Source organism: Nocardioides sp. NPDC059952 (assembly GCF_042730435.1).
Classification (GTDB): Bacteria; Actinomycetota; Actinomycetes; order Propionibacteriales; family Nocardioidaceae; genus Nocardioides.
In genome coordinates this window covers 18,719-33,678 of sequence record NZ_JBHWLY010000070.1, presented here as the reverse complement: position 1 = coordinate 33,678, position 14,960 = coordinate 18,719, and the positions used below count along the sequence as shown (strand labels likewise).

Sequence of the window (14,960 nt, the reverse complement as noted above, 5' to 3'; positions counted from 1 at the left end):
CGCCCCTATACCGGCGAAATCTTTCTCTATCGGGTGCCGAGTCAAGGACCGCGAAGCGGCCGGCGAAGCCGGCGGGCGAAGCCCGTCCTTGACGCGGCGCGCGATCGAGAAACACTCAAAGCAAGGGTCGGCGGCGAACCCTGCAACGAAGCACAGCCCATAAGCGAGCTCTCCAGACGCAAGAGGACTGTGTTGGTCTCGACACGCCTCCGCCTAGCGGCTCCGGCGGCTCGACCAGCGGGAAGGCCCGGCGGCTCGACCAGCGGGAAGGCCCGGCGGCTCGACCGCGACGTCAGTCGACTCGACCACCGGGCATGCCCCCGACACCCACCGAGAACCAGAGCCACGTATCCCCCACAGTCTCATCCCACGACCGCTCACATTCGTCGGTCACCCGATCCCAGAACCGAACAGCCCCACGATTCCGCTGCTGATAGGCCACACCCCATTGTCCCGGAGCCGCAGAGACAACAGCCCGAGCGAACTGGAGTCCGAGCCCACCCCGACGAGCAGCGGCGACGAGGAAGAAGCTGTTCAGGATGCGTACGGGCTGGTCGGCGTCCCGCACCAGAGCGAACCCGATGGGGTGGATGCCGGCGGTGAGGATCCAGGCGCGCCAGCCGGGGTCGGAACGGAGGGCGGCATCGAGCCATTCGGAGCGGAAGGTGCCGTCGGCGAACGGAAGGGTGGAGCTGTAACTCGACATGTCGTGGCGGAAGAGCAGCCAGAGGTGGCGGAGAGCGAGATGGTCGTCGGGCTCGGCGAAGCGGGCGGTGAGGGGACGGGGAAGGTCGAGGTGGGTGTGGAGTGTGGTCATACACGAAAGCCTCGGAGCGCGGTGCGCTCCGAGGCTTTCGGTCATTCTCCCATGCCGTCCGGCGGAGGGTCAGGCGATGTGGAAGTCGCTCACGTTGACGTCCACGGCCTCGACGTCGATGTCGAAGTAGTCCTCGACGACCTCGATCACCTGGGTGCGGATCGTGGCGGCGTTGCTCTTGACGTTGGTGCCGTAGGCGATCACGTAGGACACCGTGATGTTGGCGACGTCGTCGGCGATGTCGACCGAGGTGCCCTCGTCGTCGATGGCGTGCACGCCGTCGATCTTGGCGACGACGTGGTGGACCAGGCGCTCGACGAGGCCCTCGCTCACCGTCGAGGCGCCGCGCTCCTCGCGGGCCGCACGCAGGACGCCGGTCAGCGTCGAGTTGGCGTCGGGCTCCGGCTCGACGACCGGCTCGGGCGCGAAGCCCGGCGCGGGCGCCTCGGACACGATCTCCTCGACCGCGGCGGGCTCCTCGACCGTCTCCGTCGCCGTCTCCTCGGTGACGGTGTCGACGGCGTCGGCGACCTCGTCGGCCGGTGCCTCCGCCGCGTCCTCTGTCAGCGGCTCGTCGACGATCGCCTCGGTCTCCTCGACGGCGGTCTCCTCGACGGCGGCCTCCTCGACGGCGGCCTCCTCGACGACGTCGGTCGGCTCCACGGAGGTCTCGACCTCGTCGGTCACCTCGGCAGCCGCGTCAGCAACCTCGACCGTCACCTCGGTGTCCTCGGCGGCGACCTCGACCTCGGTCGCCTCCTCGACGACGTCCTCGACGGGCGTCTCCTCCTCGACGACGTCGGCGACCTCGGCGGCGGTCTCGACCGGCTCGGTCACGTCAGCAGCGTCCTCGTCGACGGCCTCCTCACCGACCTCGGTCGCCTCACCGGTCTCGGGAGCCACGAAGACGTCCTCGGTCTCGACGGGCGCCTCCTCGACGGCGACCTCCTCGGCGAGCACCTCAGCCTCCGGCTCGACGACCGTCTCCTCGGCGTCGGTCTCGACCGGCGCGAAGGCCTCCTCGGCGTCGGCCTCGGCCAGCTCGTCCTCCTCCTGGAGGACGGTCTCCTCGATCACCTCGGCGTCCGGCTCGACAGCATCCTCCGACTCGACGGTCTCGACGGTCTCGACGACCTCGACCTCGGAGACCTCGCCGTCCTCCGCGGTCACGACGGCGTCCTCGATCTCGGTCGACTCCTCGGCAGCAGCCTCCTCGACAACAGCCTCAGCCTCGAGCACCTCTCCCTCGGACTCGACGACCGTGTCCTCGGCGTCGACCTCGACCTCGGTCACACCATCAACGGCGACCTCCTCGGCAACGATCTCGTTGAGGGTCTCGTCGGCGGTCTCGACCGGCGGTTCCTCGACAACGGTCTCCTCGACCTCGTCGGTGGTCTCGGCGGCAGGGGCTTCGGCGTCGGCGCCCTCGAGCGGCGCCTCGTACGTACCCTCGGTCTCGACCGTCTCGATGGTCTCGGTCTCGGCGACCTCGCCCACGACGTCGGCCGCGAGCTCGGTGTCCTCGGCGGCGAGCTCGGCCACGTCGGCGGCGGGGGTCTCCTCGGAGTCCGTGACGACGTGCTCCGGGTCGGAGAGCGGGTCGACGACGGCAGTCTCGGCGACCGTCTCGACGACCGCCGTCTCGGCGACCGGCTCGACGAAAGGCTCGACAACAGGCTCGGCAACCGGCTCGGCGACGAGCTCGGTGGCCTCGCCGACGCCGGAGTCGGTGACGTACGCGGTGGTCTCGGTGGCCAGCTCGGTGGTGGCCAGGTTCTCCCCGAGGACGGGAGCGGAGGCGTCGGTCGACGCCCCCTCCTCGGCCTTGGCGGGCTCGTTCTTGTGACGGTTGAAGATGCCGCTGATGAAGTCGGACATGTCGGCGCATTCCTTCGAGGTGAGGGGAGGTTTTTGAGTGGGCGCTCACGGATGGGCGTGATGCTAGGGCGGGCACGCGGCGGGTCGGGGCGCGTGTCTTGGATTCCCTTGTCTTGTACCCCAACGTTCACCGACGCGAGGACCCCTTGTGTCAAACCTTCCGGGGACATTCGCCCGCCGTTCAGCCAACGTCGCAGACCCGCCGGAGCACGCGCTGTAGAACGACGGAAGAGCACGTACGTCACGACGGAACCGCGCGGGAGAGAAGATGAATCCACTGCTGCTCCCACTGGTCGCCGCACAGGCCGCGTACGTCCATCGGACCATCGGTAAGGAGCCTCGTCCGGAGGGTCCGACGAAGGGGCTCGTACCGGGTCCGGCAGGTGCGCCGCTGCGGCTGCTGGTGATCGGCGACTCGTCCGCGTCAGGGCGCGGCGCACCCACCCACGACCTCGCCTTCGCCGGGTCGATGGCACGCGCGATCGCGAAGCGGACCGAGCGTCCGGTCGAGTGGCGGGCCCTGGGGAAGTACGGCGCGACCAGCGAGCGGATCCGGCACGGCATCCTCACCGAGGTCACCGGGCAGTGGGACCTCGCCGTGCTCCTGGTGGGCGTCAACGACATCCTCGCGCGCCGCTCGGTCGAGGCGTGGACGCGGGACCTGACCGCCATCGTCGAGGCCCTCCAGGAGCACGCCGCGCACACCGTCCTCCCGGGGATCCCGGAGTTCGGCGCGTTCCCCTCGCTCCCCCGCACCCTGCGGCGCTACCTCGCCGAGCGCGGGCGGGAGCTCGACGTGGCGGCGCGGCTGGTCTGCGCCGGGCGTACCTCGGTGCAGTGGGTCAGCTCCGCCGACCTCGGTCCCGCGGAGCCGTCCTTCTTCGCCGCCGACGGGTTCCACGCCTCGCCGGCGGGCTACGAGCGCTGGGCCCAGGCGGTCTGCGACCACCTGGACCTCTAGCTCACCGCACGACCAGCTGGGCCAGCGGGACGTGGTGCTGGCCGGCGTGGGTGTCGCGGTCGCGCAGCGAACCCTGCGAGACCGGGCGCGGGTAGGAGATCTTGACGACGTTGAGCGACGGGATCCGGAAGATCTGGACCGACCCGGGATCGACCCGGTAGAGGCCGCCGACGACGTCCTCGTCGAGGAACGTCTCATCGGCCGCGATCCGGTAGCCCTCGGCGTCGCGCATGAACAGCTCCATCGTGATCCAGAACGGCCCGGCGTTCTTGGAGCGGACCTCGATCGCGAGGTCCCCCAGGGTGGTCTCAGACATCGTGCTTCTCTCCTGTCTCGGCAAGGAACTCGGTGCGGAACATCGCGGTGGGCGTGAGGCTGTCGACGGCGTGGTTGAGCACGAACTCGTACGCAGCGCCTCGCTCGACCTCGGCCGGCGACCCGGGGAACGCCAGGCTGGGCAGGTAGTCCATGTCCTGGGCCGGCAGGTGCAGCATCAGCGGGTTGGCGACCTTGGCGACCGCGGTGGCCAGAGCCTGGTCGGCGGCCCGGACGAGCAGCATCACCCCGACCTCGCGCGGCGGCTCGGTGGACGGGTCGAGGTCGCCGAGGACCGCGTTGTAGCCGTAGAGCCGCAGGTCGTAGTCGTACTCCTCGCGGGTCAGACCGAGGGTCTGCTCGACCCGCTGGGTGAACACCACATCCATCAGCGAGGCCCAGCCCTCGATGTCCTTCAGGATCAGCGGGTCGCGGATCCCCGAGAACGACATGGTCTCGTAGCCGGTGATCCGGGCACCCTCGAGCTTGATCGTGTGCTGCTCGGCGTGATGGAAGCGCGATCCCTCGACCCGTACCCGGCGCTCGTCGAGCGCTGTGTAGACGGCATCGCGCACATCGAGGGTGCCGTCGGGCTCCCGCATCTCGAACGGGTTCGCCGTCTCGTACAGCATGTGGGCGGCCACCGAGATCGGCGTGCACGCGGCGCTCTCGTCGAGGGGCTCGATGGTGAACCCGGTCCGGTCGACGGTCGCGAAGACCCCACCCGTCCGCGGGTTGGTGGTGCACTGGCCACCGCACTCGACGATCTTGGCCGCGTGCCAGGCCGGCCCGGCGGGCATCCCCTTCAGCAAGGCGTACGCAGCGGCGTTGGCCGTGTCGGTCGCCCGCCCGGCCAGGACCACCTGAGCCCCTGCCGAGAGTGCCTCGGCGATCGGCTCATGGCCCATCATGGCGACGATGTGCGTGCAGTCCTCGAGGGTCGCCCCATCGAGCTCGCCCAGCGGCGGCAACGGACGGATCCGGCCGGCCTCTAGCGGCTCCTTCAGGTCCGCTGCGCGCTGCTCGCTGTAGATCCGGGCGACCTTCATCGACAGGCCCTCCTCGGCGAGCAGGTCGGCGACGATCCCGGCGACCCAGTCGACGCCGTCGTCGGTGCCGCTGGTGCCGCAGGAGCCGACGATGAGCGGGATCCCGGCACCGGCCGCGGCCCGGAGCAGGAGCCGCAGGTCACGGGCGACCGCGGCGGCTGTGGTCTTCGGCTTCGAGGCACCCAGGTAGTAGGGACCGGAGTCGGTGGAGCCGCCGTCGACGGCGATCACGTCCGCTCCCAGTGCGATCCCACGGGTGATCGTCTCCTCCGGGAACCCGGCGCCGAGCATCCCGCTGGGCACCAGGATGCTGACGGAGTCAGCCCTGTGGTCGTTCATTGATTCCTCTTCTCTTCGAGCAGGTCGATCAGGTGGGCGTTGACGGCGTGCTTCGGGCGGCCCGCCAGGGCGGCGATGAGCTCCTCGGCTCCTTCGATGCCGGCGGCCCGACGGGCCTCGGCGGTCTGCCCGGCCAGGTGGGAGTGGACGACGATGCCGGGCACATCGCGCAGCGGGCTGTCCGCCGGCAGCGGCTCCTCGGCGACCACGTCGAGCGCGGCCCCCGCGATGCGTCCCTCCCGGACCGCGGCGGCGAGCGCGCGCTCGTCGACGATCGCACCGCGGGCCGTGTTCACGAGCACCGCACCGGGCTTCATCAGCGCGAACGCATCGGCGTCGAGCATCCCGCGCGTCCTCGGGGTCAGCGCGGTGTGGACCGAGACGAAGTCGGCGTACGCCAGCAGCGCGGGCAGCTCCATGAACTCGACGTCCGCGTCGGTGCGCTCGGCGGCCGGGACACCCGTCGTGCACAGCAGGCTCATCCCGAACGCCCGGGCGAGCGGAACGACGGCTCGGGCGGCGGCACCATAGCCGATCAGGCCCAGGGTGGAGCCGCGCAGCTCGCGGCCGTCCCCGCGTGGCCAGCCGCCGGATGCGACACCGGTCGCGCTCTCGACCAGCCGGCGGGAGGAGGCGAGGAGCAGCCCCATCGTGTACTCGGCGACCGCGTTGGCGTTGATCCCGGGCAGGTTGCTGACCGTGATCCCCACACGTGCCGCCGCTTCGACGTCGATCGCGTCGTAGCCGACCCCGGTGCGTACGACCGCTCGTAGACGGTCCGCGGACGCGAGGACCTCGGCGGTGAGCGGGTCGTGACCGACCAGGGCGCCCTCCACCCCGGCGAGATCCGCGACCAGGTCTCCGGACGGGTAGCGGGTCTCGTGGCCACGGGAGCGGAGGAGGTCGTCGACCTCGTCGCCCGGCCGCAGGTAGTCGGTGGTGATCAGGATCCGGGCCACTTCGCTCACACCGCCCTCTCGACGTCGCCGCGCCGCTGAAGGCGGTCGATCCGCACCACGATCGCGACCGCGACCGCCGCGACGACCGCGATGTCGAGCAGCATCGTCTGCCAGCCCAGGACGTCGACCGCCCCGCCGATCAGGGCCGGGCCGAGGAAGGCACCGCTCTGCCAACCCACCGCATAGAGCGCTGCGTACGTCCCGAAGACCCGCGCCGACGGTGCCAGGTTCCACAGCACGACGACGGCGTTGACCAGGAAGGCCGAGGCACCGGCGGCGCCGATGCAGAACGCGACCACGGTGCCCGTCGGGGTCTGCACCAGGGTGCCGAGGAGCATGGCGGCCGCGAAGATCGCCATGCCGCCGATCATCGTTCGCAGCCGGCCGAAGCGCTCGGCGAGCAGTGCGGTCGGGTAGGCCGCGAGCAGGAAGGCGACCCCGCTCGGCAGGGTGAGTCCACCGGCGTCGCCACGCGACATCCCCAGGGTCTCCATGCCGTAGGGCGTGACCAGCGCGCGCGAGCCCGCCCAGGCGCTGCCGAAGACCAGGATGGCCACGATCAGCAGCAGCCGGCTGCGGTCGGTGTCACGCACGATCTCCCAGATGGTGTCGCGGATCCGCGCCTGCCCGACCGTCGTCGACTCCGCGTCGGCCTCCTCGTCGGCATCCTCGGCCACCGCGGCCCGGTAGCCGGGCGAGGAGCTGTCGCGGATCGAGAGGCACAGCACCGTGATCGAGACGAGGGTGATCAGCGCGATCACCGCGAAGGCGAGGGCCGGGTGGTCGTCGACCAGCAGGATGCTGACCAGGGCCGCGACGATGACGGTGAGACTGGAGGCGATCTTGACGGCGGCGTTGGCCCGGCTGCGGCGCTCGGGGGCGATGAAGTCGGGCACCAGCGCCTCGCCGATCGGCTTGAACGAGTTCGAGACCAGCGCGAACGCGACGATGACGACGATCAGCAGCGGCAGCGAGTCGGCCGTGTGCGGCAGGGTCACGAACAGCAGCGCCGCGAGCGGCATCCCGACGGCGAGGTAGGGCATCCGCCGGCCCCAGCGGGTGCGGGTCCGGTCGGACCGGTTGGCCATCCACGGCTGGATGAAGATCCCGAGCAGGTTGTCCATGCCCATGATGAAGCCGACCAGGGCGGCACTGGCCAGGTGCTCACGCAGCAGCGGCGGCACCTGGCTGTCGTAGAAGTTCCACATCGACTCCTGGGCGAAGACCGCCAGCGCGACGAGGAGCGTGATCCGGCGAGGTCCGAGCTGCCGAGGTGGTGCGGTGGGGATGGTGGTGCTCACGAGACGGACCTCCGTGATCTCTGACTGGTCTCTGCCTGGTCTCTGAATGAGTCTCTGCGGCATGTGGCGGCGCTCACAGTAGTTTTGCTACAGCAAAACAGTCAAGAGGTGGCACTGCTGGAAAAGTGGCCTAGAATCGGGGCCATGTCGATCCCCTCCCCCGAGATGCCGGAGACCACGACCGTGGCCGAGCGCGTCTACCAGGCTCTACGCAGCCAGATCGGCTCCGGCGAGCTCCCGCCCGGCGCCAAGGTGACCGAGCGCGGCATGGCCGAGCGCCTGGGCGTCAGCCCGACCCCGGTCCGCGAGGCGATCCGGCGGCTCGAGCTCGACGGACTCGTGGAACGGGTCGGGCCGCGTACGACCCTGGTGGCCCGCATCGGGGAGGACGCCGGCCACGACCTGGCCGAGGTCGAGGTCGCGCTGCGCGGCCTGGCCGCCCGGTTCGCCGCGCGGCACGTGAGCGACGACGAGCTCGACGAGCTCGACCGGCTGCTCGACGAGGCCGACGACCTGGTGATCCTGATCCGGGCACGCCACCGCGAGGGCAGACCGGTGGAGAAGCACGCCGATCGCTTCCTCGACGTGCTCGGCCGCTTCAACGAGCAGGTCAACGCCGCGGCCCACAACCCCGTCCTCGTACGCCTCCTGGAGCAGTCCCGCTCGCTGACCCGCTCACGGCAACGGGAGATCTCCCGGGCGCACCTGCTGGCCGGCGACGACTTCGGCGCCGACCGCTACACCGAGCACCGCGACCTGGTCTTCGCCCTGCGCAGACACGACGCGGTCGAGGCCGAGCGCATCGTCACCGAGCACGCCGCCCGCGGGCTCCTCGACCTGCGCCGCGAGATCTAAGGCCGTGGCAGGGGTATTCACCGGCTTCGCCACGATCAGCGTCCTCATCGCGCTCGGCGCCCTGCTCGCCCAGCTCAAGATCCTCGACCAGCAGGGCCAGCGCACCCTCTCGACACTCGCGTTCTACGTCGCCAGCCCGGCCCTGCTGATCACGGTGATGGACGACAGCGACCTCGGCTTCGTGTTCTCCGGCAACCTGGTCGCCGTCGCCGGCGCCGTACTGGTCTCGGCGACCCTCATCGTCACCGTCGCGCGCCTGCGTCGTCGCGACCTGGGCACCACCGTGGTCGCGACACTGTGCGGCTCCTACGCCAACGCGGGCAACCTCGGCCTCCCGATCGCGTCGTACGTCCTGGGCGACCCGGTCCTGGTCGCGCCGACGCTTCTGCTGCAGATGCTCGTGCTCCAGCCGCTGGCGCTGGTGATCCTCGACGCCGACGCGAGCGCGACGAGGCTCTCGTTCTGGGCGATCCTGCGCCGACCCCTGACCAACCCGATCACCGTCGCTTCCCTGATCGGGGTGGCGCTCTCCGTCTCCGGCCTCGACCTCCCGATGCCGGTCTCCGACCCGCTGGAGCTGGTGGCCGGCATGGCGGTCCCCTCGATGCTGATCGCCTACGGGGTCGCGCTCCGGCTCGGCCCGCTTCCCGGACGAGGCGTGCCGCCGCTCGACCTCGCCGCGGTGGTCGCGACCAAGCAGGTGGTGCAGCCCGTGGCGGCGTACGTCATCGGGCGGTTCCTGCTCGGGCTCGACGCCGAGGCGCTGCTGGCGGTGACGGTGCTCTCGGCGCTGCCGACCGCGCAGAACGTCTTCGTCGTCGCGCAGCGCTACAACCGGGCCGTACTGCTGGCCCGGGACGTCATCTTCGTCAGCACGCTGGCCACGGTGCCGGCGATCCTGCTGGTCGTCGTTCTGCTCACCTGAGGCGGCGGCTGAGCCCCGACAAAAGTCCCTTGCGACTGCATTCCTTCCGGCGTACCCTCGCGATATATCGGGACACTACGCCGACAGTCGAAGCAGCCTTCACAAGGGAGACGACATGAGCAACCTCGACAACCTGCGGGTAAGCGAGGCCGATCGGGAGGAGGCGTCGGCGAGGCTCGCCGAGCACTACTCGACCGGCCGACTCACCGACGACGACTACTACGAGCGCCTGGACGCGGTCTGGTCCGCGAAGGTCCGCGCCGACCTGGAGATGCTCTTCACCGACCTGCCGAAGAGTGCCCCGCAGCCACCGCAGGTCGCCCGCCGCCCCCGCCGGGGCCGACCGCGGGCCTTCCCGCTGGTCGCCTGCTTCCTGCTCGTGGCCATCGGGCTGGTCGTGATGGGCGTGCCCTGGTGGGTCTTCGCCGCGATCGCGGTCGGGGCCCTCGTCTTCCGCAACGGACACCACGGACACCACCACGGACACCACCACGGACACCGCCGCCACCAGCACTTCCATCGTTCCGTGCACTGATTGCGGGAATCGATGGCCTCCACCCGGGCTCACCACTAGGTTGTGCCGCGGCCGCCCCGGCGGCCGCCAACCCCACAACCAGCCGGTAAAATTGCCGCCAAGATTGTTTACAATATCTCGTGGTGTGCATCACACTGGCGACCTGCCCGCGATCGAGCGGGCGCCCAGCCCACGAGGAGTCCCCCATGAACCGCTCCCTTGCCCGCACCGCGCGCCGCGGTCTGGCAACCGCACTCGTGCTCGCCCTGCCGCTCGCGCTCAGCGCCTGTGGTGGTGACGAGTCCGCCGACGAGGGCGCCGACGGCGCCACCGAGATCACCGTCGGCGTGATCCCGATCGTCGATGTCGCCCCCATCTATCTGGGGGTGGAGAAGGGCTTCTTCAAGGAGGAGGGCCTCGACGTCAACCTCGAGCTCGCCCAGGGCGGCGCCGCGATCATCCCCGCGGTGGCCAGCGGTCAGTACCAGTTCGGCTTCTCCAACACGACCTCCCTGCTCCTGGCCCAGACCCAGGACGTCCCGGTCAAGGTCGTCACCGCCGGCGTCAACGCCACCGAGGACCCGGCCGCCGACATGGCCGGCGTCCTGGTCAAGGCCGGCAGCGACATCACCTCCCCCAAGGACCTGGAGGGCAAGAAGGTCGCGGTCAACACGCTCAAGAACATCAACACGACCACCACCAACGAGCTCGTCCGTCAGGACGGCGGCGACCCGACCAAGATCGAGTACGTCGAGCTGGCGTTCCCCGAGATCGGCCCGGCCATCGAGAAGGGCGATGTCGACGCGGGTCAGGTCGTCGAGCCGTTCCTCACCATCGGCACCCAGGCCGGGATGACCGACCTCGGCTCCAACTTCGTCGCCGCCGATCCGGGCCTCGCGGTCGCGGAGTACTTCACCTCGACGGGCTATGCCGAGTCCGACGCCGACACCGTCGAGGCCTTCACCGCCGCGATGAATGAGTCGCTCGACTACGCCCAGCAGCACCCGGACGAGGTCAAGAAGATCCTCCCGACCTACACCGACATCGACGAGACGGTGCTCGCCGAGCTCAACATGCCGCAGTGGACCTCCGAGATCGACGCCGAGTCGATCCAGAAGCTGGCAGATCTCTCCGAGACCGACGGTCTGTTCGCCAAGGACCCGGACGTGGACGCCCTGCTTCCATGACGGTGACCACCCTGCCTGTGGCCGGCATCCGCCCGAAGCGGGTCGCCGGTCGCGGCCGGGACGCCGCCCTCGGTGTGCTCGGCCTGCTCGTCGTGGTCGCACTGGCCGAGGCGCTGCCGCGTCTCGGCATCGTCAACGACAGCTACCTGCCCCCGGCGAGCGCGATGTTCGCCGAGCTCGTCGACCAGCTCGGCGAGGCCACCTTCTGGGCCGACCTCGGCGCCACCCTGCGTGGCTGGGCCATCGGCCTGGCGATCGCGATGGCCGCCGGCATCGTGCTCGGCGTGGTGATCGGCTCGGTCGGCTTCCTGCGCGACCTGACCGCCTCCACGATCGAGTTCCTGCGCCCGATCCCCTCGGTCGCCCTGATCCCCCTCGTCGTGCTCCTCTACGGCAGCCGACCGACCTCGGCGCTGATCCTGGTCGTGTACGCCTCGTTCTGGCAGATCCTCGTGCAGGTGCTCTACGGGGTCGCCGACGTGGACCCGGTCGTGCGCGACACCGCCCGCTCCTACCGCTTCTCGCGGCTGACCACCGTCCGTACGGTCGTGTGGCCCACCGCGCTCCCCTATGTCATGACAGGATTCCGGCTCGCCGCATCGGTCGCGCTGATCCTCGAGATCACCGCCGAGCTGATCATCGGCGTCCCCGGCCTCGGCAAGTCGATCGGCGTGGCCCAGTCCTCCGGCGCGGTCGAGAAGACCTACGCCCTGGTCATCGTCGTCGGGATCATCGGCGTCATCGTCAACCTGGTCGCCCGGGCCCTGGAACGGCGCACCCTGCGCTGGCACGTCTCGATCCGCAAGGAGGCCCGATGAGACTCCTTCGGACCATCGTCTACGCCCTCGCCCTCCCGGTCGTCCTGGTGGCGGTGTGGTGGTTCGCCTCGGCGGGCTCCACGAGCGTCTTCTGGCCGCCGCTGTCCAAGATCGTCTCCGTCTTCGGGGAGACCTGGACCGCGGACCGGTGGACCGGAGACGTCCTGCCCAGCCTGGCGCGGCTCGCGGCCGGCTATGCCGTGGCGCTGGCCGGCGGCGTACTCCTCGGGGTCGTGATCGGCCTCTACCGTCCGGTCCGGGCGTTCTGCGAGCCGACGCTGGAGTTCTTCCGGGCGGTGCCGCCGCCGGTGCTGGTGCCGGTGATCGCGCTGTTCCTCGGCTACACCGGCGACACCTCGAAGATCGTCACGATCGCGCTCGGCTGTCTGTGGCCGATCCTGCTCAACACCGTCGAGGGCGTACGCGGCCTGGACGAGGTCATGCTCGACACCGCCCGCTGCTACCGGTTCAGCGCTTGGACCCGGTTGCGGCAGGTGGTGCTGCGCGGTGCCTCGCCGCAGATCGCCGCGGGTGCGCGCCAGGCGCTGTCGATCGGCGTCATCCTGATGGTGATCAGCGAGCTCTTCGGCGCCAACCGCGGCCTCGGGGCCTCGATCGTGCAGTTCCAGCGCAGCTTCGCCGTCCCGCAGATGTGGACCGGGATCATCCTCCTCGGGGTGCTCGGCTTCCTGCTCTCGGTCCTCTTCCGTCTCGTCGAGCACTACTCGCTCGCCTGGTACCGCGGCCTGCGCCAGGCCGACCGCGGCGCCTGATCCTCCTAGGAGTCATCGTGTCTGCACTGCCCGTCGAGGACCTCGACATCGAGCCCCGGCCCACCGCTCTGGACGTACGCGGCCTGAAGAAGACCTACACCACCGGCGGCACCTCGCTCGAAGCCATCGCGCAGCTCGACTTCTCGATCGCCAAGGGCGAGCTGGTCTGCATCGTCGGCCCCTCCGGCGCCGGCAAGACCACGCTGCTGCGCTGCATCAGCGGTCTGCTGGATGCCACCTCCGGGGTCGTCGAGCTCGACGGCACCCCGGTCACCGAGCCGCCGGCCGGGATGGCGGTCGTCTTCCAGGAGTACGGCCGATCACTGTTCCCCTGGCTCACCGTCCGGCAGAACGTCGAGCTGCCGCTCAAGGAGAAGAAGATCCCGCGCGCCCGACGGACCGAGCTGGTCGACGAGGCGCTGAGCGCCGTGGGCCTCGCCGACTCCGCGAGCTCGCACCCCTGGCAGCTCTCCGGCGGCATGCAGCAGCGGGTCGCGATCGCCCGCGCGATCGCCTACGAGCCCTCGGTCCTGCTGATGGACGAGCCGTTCGCCGCCGTCGACGCCCAGACCCGGGCCGACCTGGAGGACCTCGTCCGCGAGCTGTGGAAGCGGCTCGGCGTGACCGTCCTGTTCGTCACCCACGACATCGACGAGGCGGTCTACCTCGGCGAGCGCGTGCTCGTGCTCTCCAACCGGCCGACGGTGATCCTGGAGGACGTGGCCATCGACCTCCCCGACGAACGCGACCAGCTGACCACTCGCTCCGCGCCGCGCTTCGCGGAGCTGCGCGCACACGTCTACGAGCTGATCCAGAAGGCCAAGAGGGGAGAACGGCCGGCATGATCGTCGCGGTTCTCGGGCTCGGCGAGGCAGGTTCGGCGTTCGTCGCCGACCTGCTGACGGCGGGAGCCACCGTACGGGCGTACGACCCGGCGGTCGGCGCTCCCCCGGGCACGGTCGCCTGCGCCTCGGAGGCAGCGGCGGCCGACGGCGCCGACCTGGTGATCAGCGTGAACTCGGCCGCCGACTCGGTCGACGCCGCCCGCAACGCGCTGGCCGGGCTGTCGGCGAGCACAGTCTGGGCCGACGTCAACACCTCCTCCCCTGCCCGCAAGCGCGAGGTCCTCTCGGTCCTGGACGGCCGCTGCCTCTTCGCCGACGTCTCGCTGATGTCGACCGTGCCGGGCCTGGGCATCCGGGTGCCGATGGTCGCCGCCGGACCGGGTGCCACCGAGGGGGCGCGGCTGCTGGGCACCGTCGGCGCGAGCGTCGAGGTCGTCGACGGTGAGGTCGGCGACGCGGCGACCCGCAAGCTGCTCCGCTCGGTGTTCTACAAGGGCCTCGCCGCCGCGGTCCTGGAGAGCCTGGCCGCTGCCCGCGCAGCCGGCCTCGAGGAGGAGACCCGCGCCGAGATCATGCGCGAGCTCGACCGCGCCTCTGCCGCGACCCTCGACCGGCTCGTCGAGGGCAGCCACCGTCACGCCGTACGCCGCTCCCACGAGATGGCGGCAGCCGCCGAGATGCTCGATGACCTGGGTGTTCCCCCGCGGGTCGCCCGTGCCAGCCAGGACTGGCTCGAGCAGATCGTCGAGGTGGATGGCGCCTAGCGGGAGGAGGCCACCTCGAGGACGGCTTCGCGGACGCTGGCGAGGTGCTCTCGCACGGCCGTGTCCGCGGCAGCAGGGTCACGCCGGGCGAGCGCCTCGATGATCGCGAGGTGCTGCGGCAGCGAGACCTGGGAGCGACCGGGTCGATAGGCGAGCCGGTACTGGTGACGTACGCTCCGGCCCTGGAGCCGCGCGAGCGTCTCGGCCGCCACCTGCTGGCCGGAGATGGCCACGAAGCGCTCGTCGAGCCGGGTGTTGAGCTTGGAGTAGGTGCCCACGTCGCCGGAGGCGACCGCGGCCGACATCTCCTCGCCGAGCTGACGCAGTTCGGCGATCTCCTCGTCGGTGATCTTCTCGGCAGCCTTGGCCGCGCACAGTGCCTCGACGGCGGCGCGGACCTCGATGATCTCGACGGCTTCCTCGACGCTGACCACCCGCACCCGGGCGCCGCGGTTGGCGATCCGCTCGACCAGGCCCTCGTGGGTGAGGTCGATCAGGGCGCCGCGTACGGCACCGCGGCTGGCACCGAGCGACTCGGAGAGGTCGGCCTCGACCAGGCGCTGCCCGGCAACGAGCTCACCGTCGAGAATGTCGCGGCGGATCGCCTCCGCCACGTCGCGCTGGGTTACCTGGGTCGGCGAGACCGTCACATGTCCTCCT

16 protein-coding genes are annotated in these 14,960 nt (G+C 70.5%); 9 read left to right on the top strand and 7 right to left on the bottom strand.

Annotation, left to right across the window (positions count from 1 at the left end; translation table 11 throughout):
- Positions 1-292: 292 nt before the first annotated feature.
- A complete protein-coding gene (locus tag ACFV9G_RS24145; RefSeq protein ID WP_378730737.1) occupies positions 293-817 on the bottom strand; it encodes a GNAT family N-acetyltransferase in 525 nt (174 codons plus the stop codon).
- 69 nt (positions 818-886) lie between these two features.
- Positions 887-2,695 carry a hypothetical protein gene (locus ACFV9G_RS24140; RefSeq protein WP_378730735.1) on the bottom strand — a complete coding sequence of 603 codons (1,809 nt, stop codon included), beginning with the start codon at positions 2,693-2,695 and terminating at the stop codon, positions 887-889.
- 268 nt (positions 2,696-2,963) lie between these two features.
- On the opposite strand from ACFV9G_RS24140, the gene ACFV9G_RS24135 reads away from it, so the two are divergent.
- On the top strand, positions 2,964-3,656 hold the full coding sequence (locus ACFV9G_RS24135; RefSeq protein WP_378730732.1) for an SGNH/GDSL hydrolase family protein: 693 nt from the start codon (positions 2,964-2,966) through the stop codon (positions 3,654-3,656).
- Position 3,657: 1 nt separating this feature from the next.
- On the opposite strand, the gene ACFV9G_RS24130 is transcribed toward ACFV9G_RS24135, so the two are convergent.
- The 4 genes from ACFV9G_RS24130 to ACFV9G_RS24115 are packed head-to-tail and all read right to left on the bottom strand — an operon-like array spanning position 3,658 to position 7,619.
- The gene (locus ACFV9G_RS24130) at positions 3,658-3,972 is read right to left on the bottom strand and encodes a DUF4387 domain-containing protein (protein ID WP_378730730.1); all 315 of its coding nucleotides are present in this window, start codon (positions 3,970-3,972) and stop codon (positions 3,658-3,660) included.
- Positions 3,965-5,359 (bottom strand): acyclic terpene utilization AtuA family protein, encoded by a 1,395-nt coding sequence (locus ACFV9G_RS24125; RefSeq protein WP_378730727.1) that lies wholly within the window; start codon positions 5,357-5,359, stop codon positions 3,965-3,967. Before ACFV9G_RS24125 ends, ACFV9G_RS24130 begins: the two co-directional genes overlap by 8 nt.
- A complete protein-coding gene (locus tag ACFV9G_RS24120; RefSeq protein WP_378730725.1) occupies positions 5,356-6,327 on the bottom strand; it encodes a phosphoglycerate dehydrogenase in 972 nt (323 codons plus the stop codon). The genes ACFV9G_RS24125 and ACFV9G_RS24120 overlap by 4 nt, the downstream gene beginning before the upstream one ends.
- Positions 6,324-7,619: an MFS transporter gene (locus tag ACFV9G_RS24115; protein ID WP_378730722.1), complete on the bottom strand. Its 1,296-nt coding sequence runs from the start codon at positions 7,617-7,619 to the stop codon at positions 6,324-6,326. The genes ACFV9G_RS24120 and ACFV9G_RS24115 overlap by 4 nt, the downstream gene beginning before the upstream one ends.
- Positions 7,620-7,763: 144 nt before the next feature.
- On the opposite strand from ACFV9G_RS24115, the gene ACFV9G_RS24110 reads away from it, so the two are divergent.
- The 8 genes from ACFV9G_RS24110 to ACFV9G_RS24075 all read left to right on the top strand — a co-directional run bounded on the left by ACFV9G_RS24110 (position 7,764) and on the right by ACFV9G_RS24075 (position 14,300).
- Complete coding sequence (locus tag ACFV9G_RS24110) at positions 7,764-8,474, top strand: GntR family transcriptional regulator (RefSeq protein WP_378730720.1); 711 nt, start codon at positions 7,764-7,766, stop codon at positions 8,472-8,474.
- Between the two features lie 4 nt (positions 8,475-8,478).
- On the top strand, positions 8,479-9,399 hold the full coding sequence (locus ACFV9G_RS24105) for an AEC family transporter (RefSeq protein ID WP_378730718.1): 921 nt from the start codon (positions 8,479-8,481) through the stop codon (positions 9,397-9,399).
- 115 nt (positions 9,400-9,514) lie between these two features.
- On the top strand, positions 9,515-9,934 hold the full coding sequence (locus ACFV9G_RS24100) for a DUF1707 domain-containing protein (RefSeq protein WP_378730716.1): 420 nt from the start codon (positions 9,515-9,517) through the stop codon (positions 9,932-9,934).
- Between the two features lie 185 nt (positions 9,935-10,119).
- Positions 10,120-11,100 (top strand): ABC transporter substrate-binding protein, encoded by a 981-nt coding sequence (locus ACFV9G_RS24095; RefSeq protein ID WP_378730714.1) that lies wholly within the window; start codon positions 10,120-10,122, stop codon positions 11,098-11,100.
- The gene (locus ACFV9G_RS24090) at positions 11,097-11,918 is read left to right on the top strand and encodes an ABC transporter permease (RefSeq protein WP_378730712.1); all 822 of its coding nucleotides are present in this window, start codon (positions 11,097-11,099) and stop codon (positions 11,916-11,918) included. Before ACFV9G_RS24095 ends, ACFV9G_RS24090 begins: the two co-directional genes overlap by 4 nt.
- Complete coding sequence (locus ACFV9G_RS24085; protein WP_378730710.1) at positions 11,915-12,691, top strand: ABC transporter permease; 777 nt, start codon at positions 11,915-11,917, stop codon at positions 12,689-12,691. Before ACFV9G_RS24090 ends, ACFV9G_RS24085 begins: the two co-directional genes overlap by 4 nt.
- A 17-nt stretch (positions 12,692-12,708) precedes the next feature.
- Positions 12,709-13,536: an ABC transporter ATP-binding protein gene (locus ACFV9G_RS24080; protein WP_378730707.1), complete on the top strand. Its 828-nt coding sequence runs from the start codon at positions 12,709-12,711 to the stop codon at positions 13,534-13,536.
- Positions 13,533-14,300, top strand: a complete 768-nt coding sequence (locus ACFV9G_RS24075; protein WP_378730705.1) for a DUF1932 domain-containing protein — start codon at positions 13,533-13,535, stop codon at positions 14,298-14,300. The genes ACFV9G_RS24080 and ACFV9G_RS24075 overlap by 4 nt, the downstream gene beginning before the upstream one ends.
- Here ACFV9G_RS24075 and ACFV9G_RS24070 read toward each other — a convergent pair.
- Positions 14,297-14,950, bottom strand: a complete 654-nt coding sequence (locus ACFV9G_RS24070; RefSeq protein ID WP_378730703.1) for a GntR family transcriptional regulator — start codon at positions 14,948-14,950, stop codon at positions 14,297-14,299. The genes ACFV9G_RS24075 and ACFV9G_RS24070 overlap by 4 nt on opposite strands.
- Positions 14,951-14,960 lie beyond the last annotated feature (10 nt).

Coding starts and splice junctions, on each gene's coding strand:
- ACFV9G_RS24075 (WP_378730705.1), top strand. CDS start 13,533: ATGATCGTCGCGGTTCTCGGGCTCGGCGAGGCAGGTTCGGCGTTCGTC.
- ACFV9G_RS24100 (WP_378730716.1), top strand. CDS start 9,515: ATGAGCAACCTCGACAACCTGCGGGTAAGCGAGGCCGATCGGGAGGAG.
- ACFV9G_RS24125 (WP_378730727.1), bottom strand. CDS start 5,359: ATGAACGACCACAGGGCTGACTCCGTCAGCATCCTGGTGCCCAGCGGG.
- ACFV9G_RS24135 (WP_378730732.1), top strand. CDS start 2,964: ATGAATCCACTGCTGCTCCCACTGGTCGCCGCACAGGCCGCGTACGTC.
- ACFV9G_RS24110 (WP_378730720.1), top strand. CDS start 7,764: ATGTCGATCCCCTCCCCCGAGATGCCGGAGACCACGACCGTGGCCGAG.
- ACFV9G_RS24145 (WP_378730737.1), bottom strand. CDS start 817: ATGACCACACTCCACACCCACCTCGACCTTCCCCGTCCCCTCACCGCC.
- ACFV9G_RS24130 (WP_378730730.1), bottom strand. CDS start 3,972: ATGTCTGAGACCACCCTGGGGGACCTCGCGATCGAGGTCCGCTCCAAG.
- ACFV9G_RS24140 (WP_378730735.1), bottom strand. CDS start 2,695: ATGTCCGACTTCATCAGCGGCATCTTCAACCGTCACAAGAACGAGCCC.
- ACFV9G_RS24085 (WP_378730710.1), top strand. CDS start 11,915: ATGAGACTCCTTCGGACCATCGTCTACGCCCTCGCCCTCCCGGTCGTC.
- ACFV9G_RS24095 (WP_378730714.1), top strand. CDS start 10,120: ATGAACCGCTCCCTTGCCCGCACCGCGCGCCGCGGTCTGGCAACCGCA.
- ACFV9G_RS24090 (WP_378730712.1), top strand. CDS start 11,097: ATGACGGTGACCACCCTGCCTGTGGCCGGCATCCGCCCGAAGCGGGTC.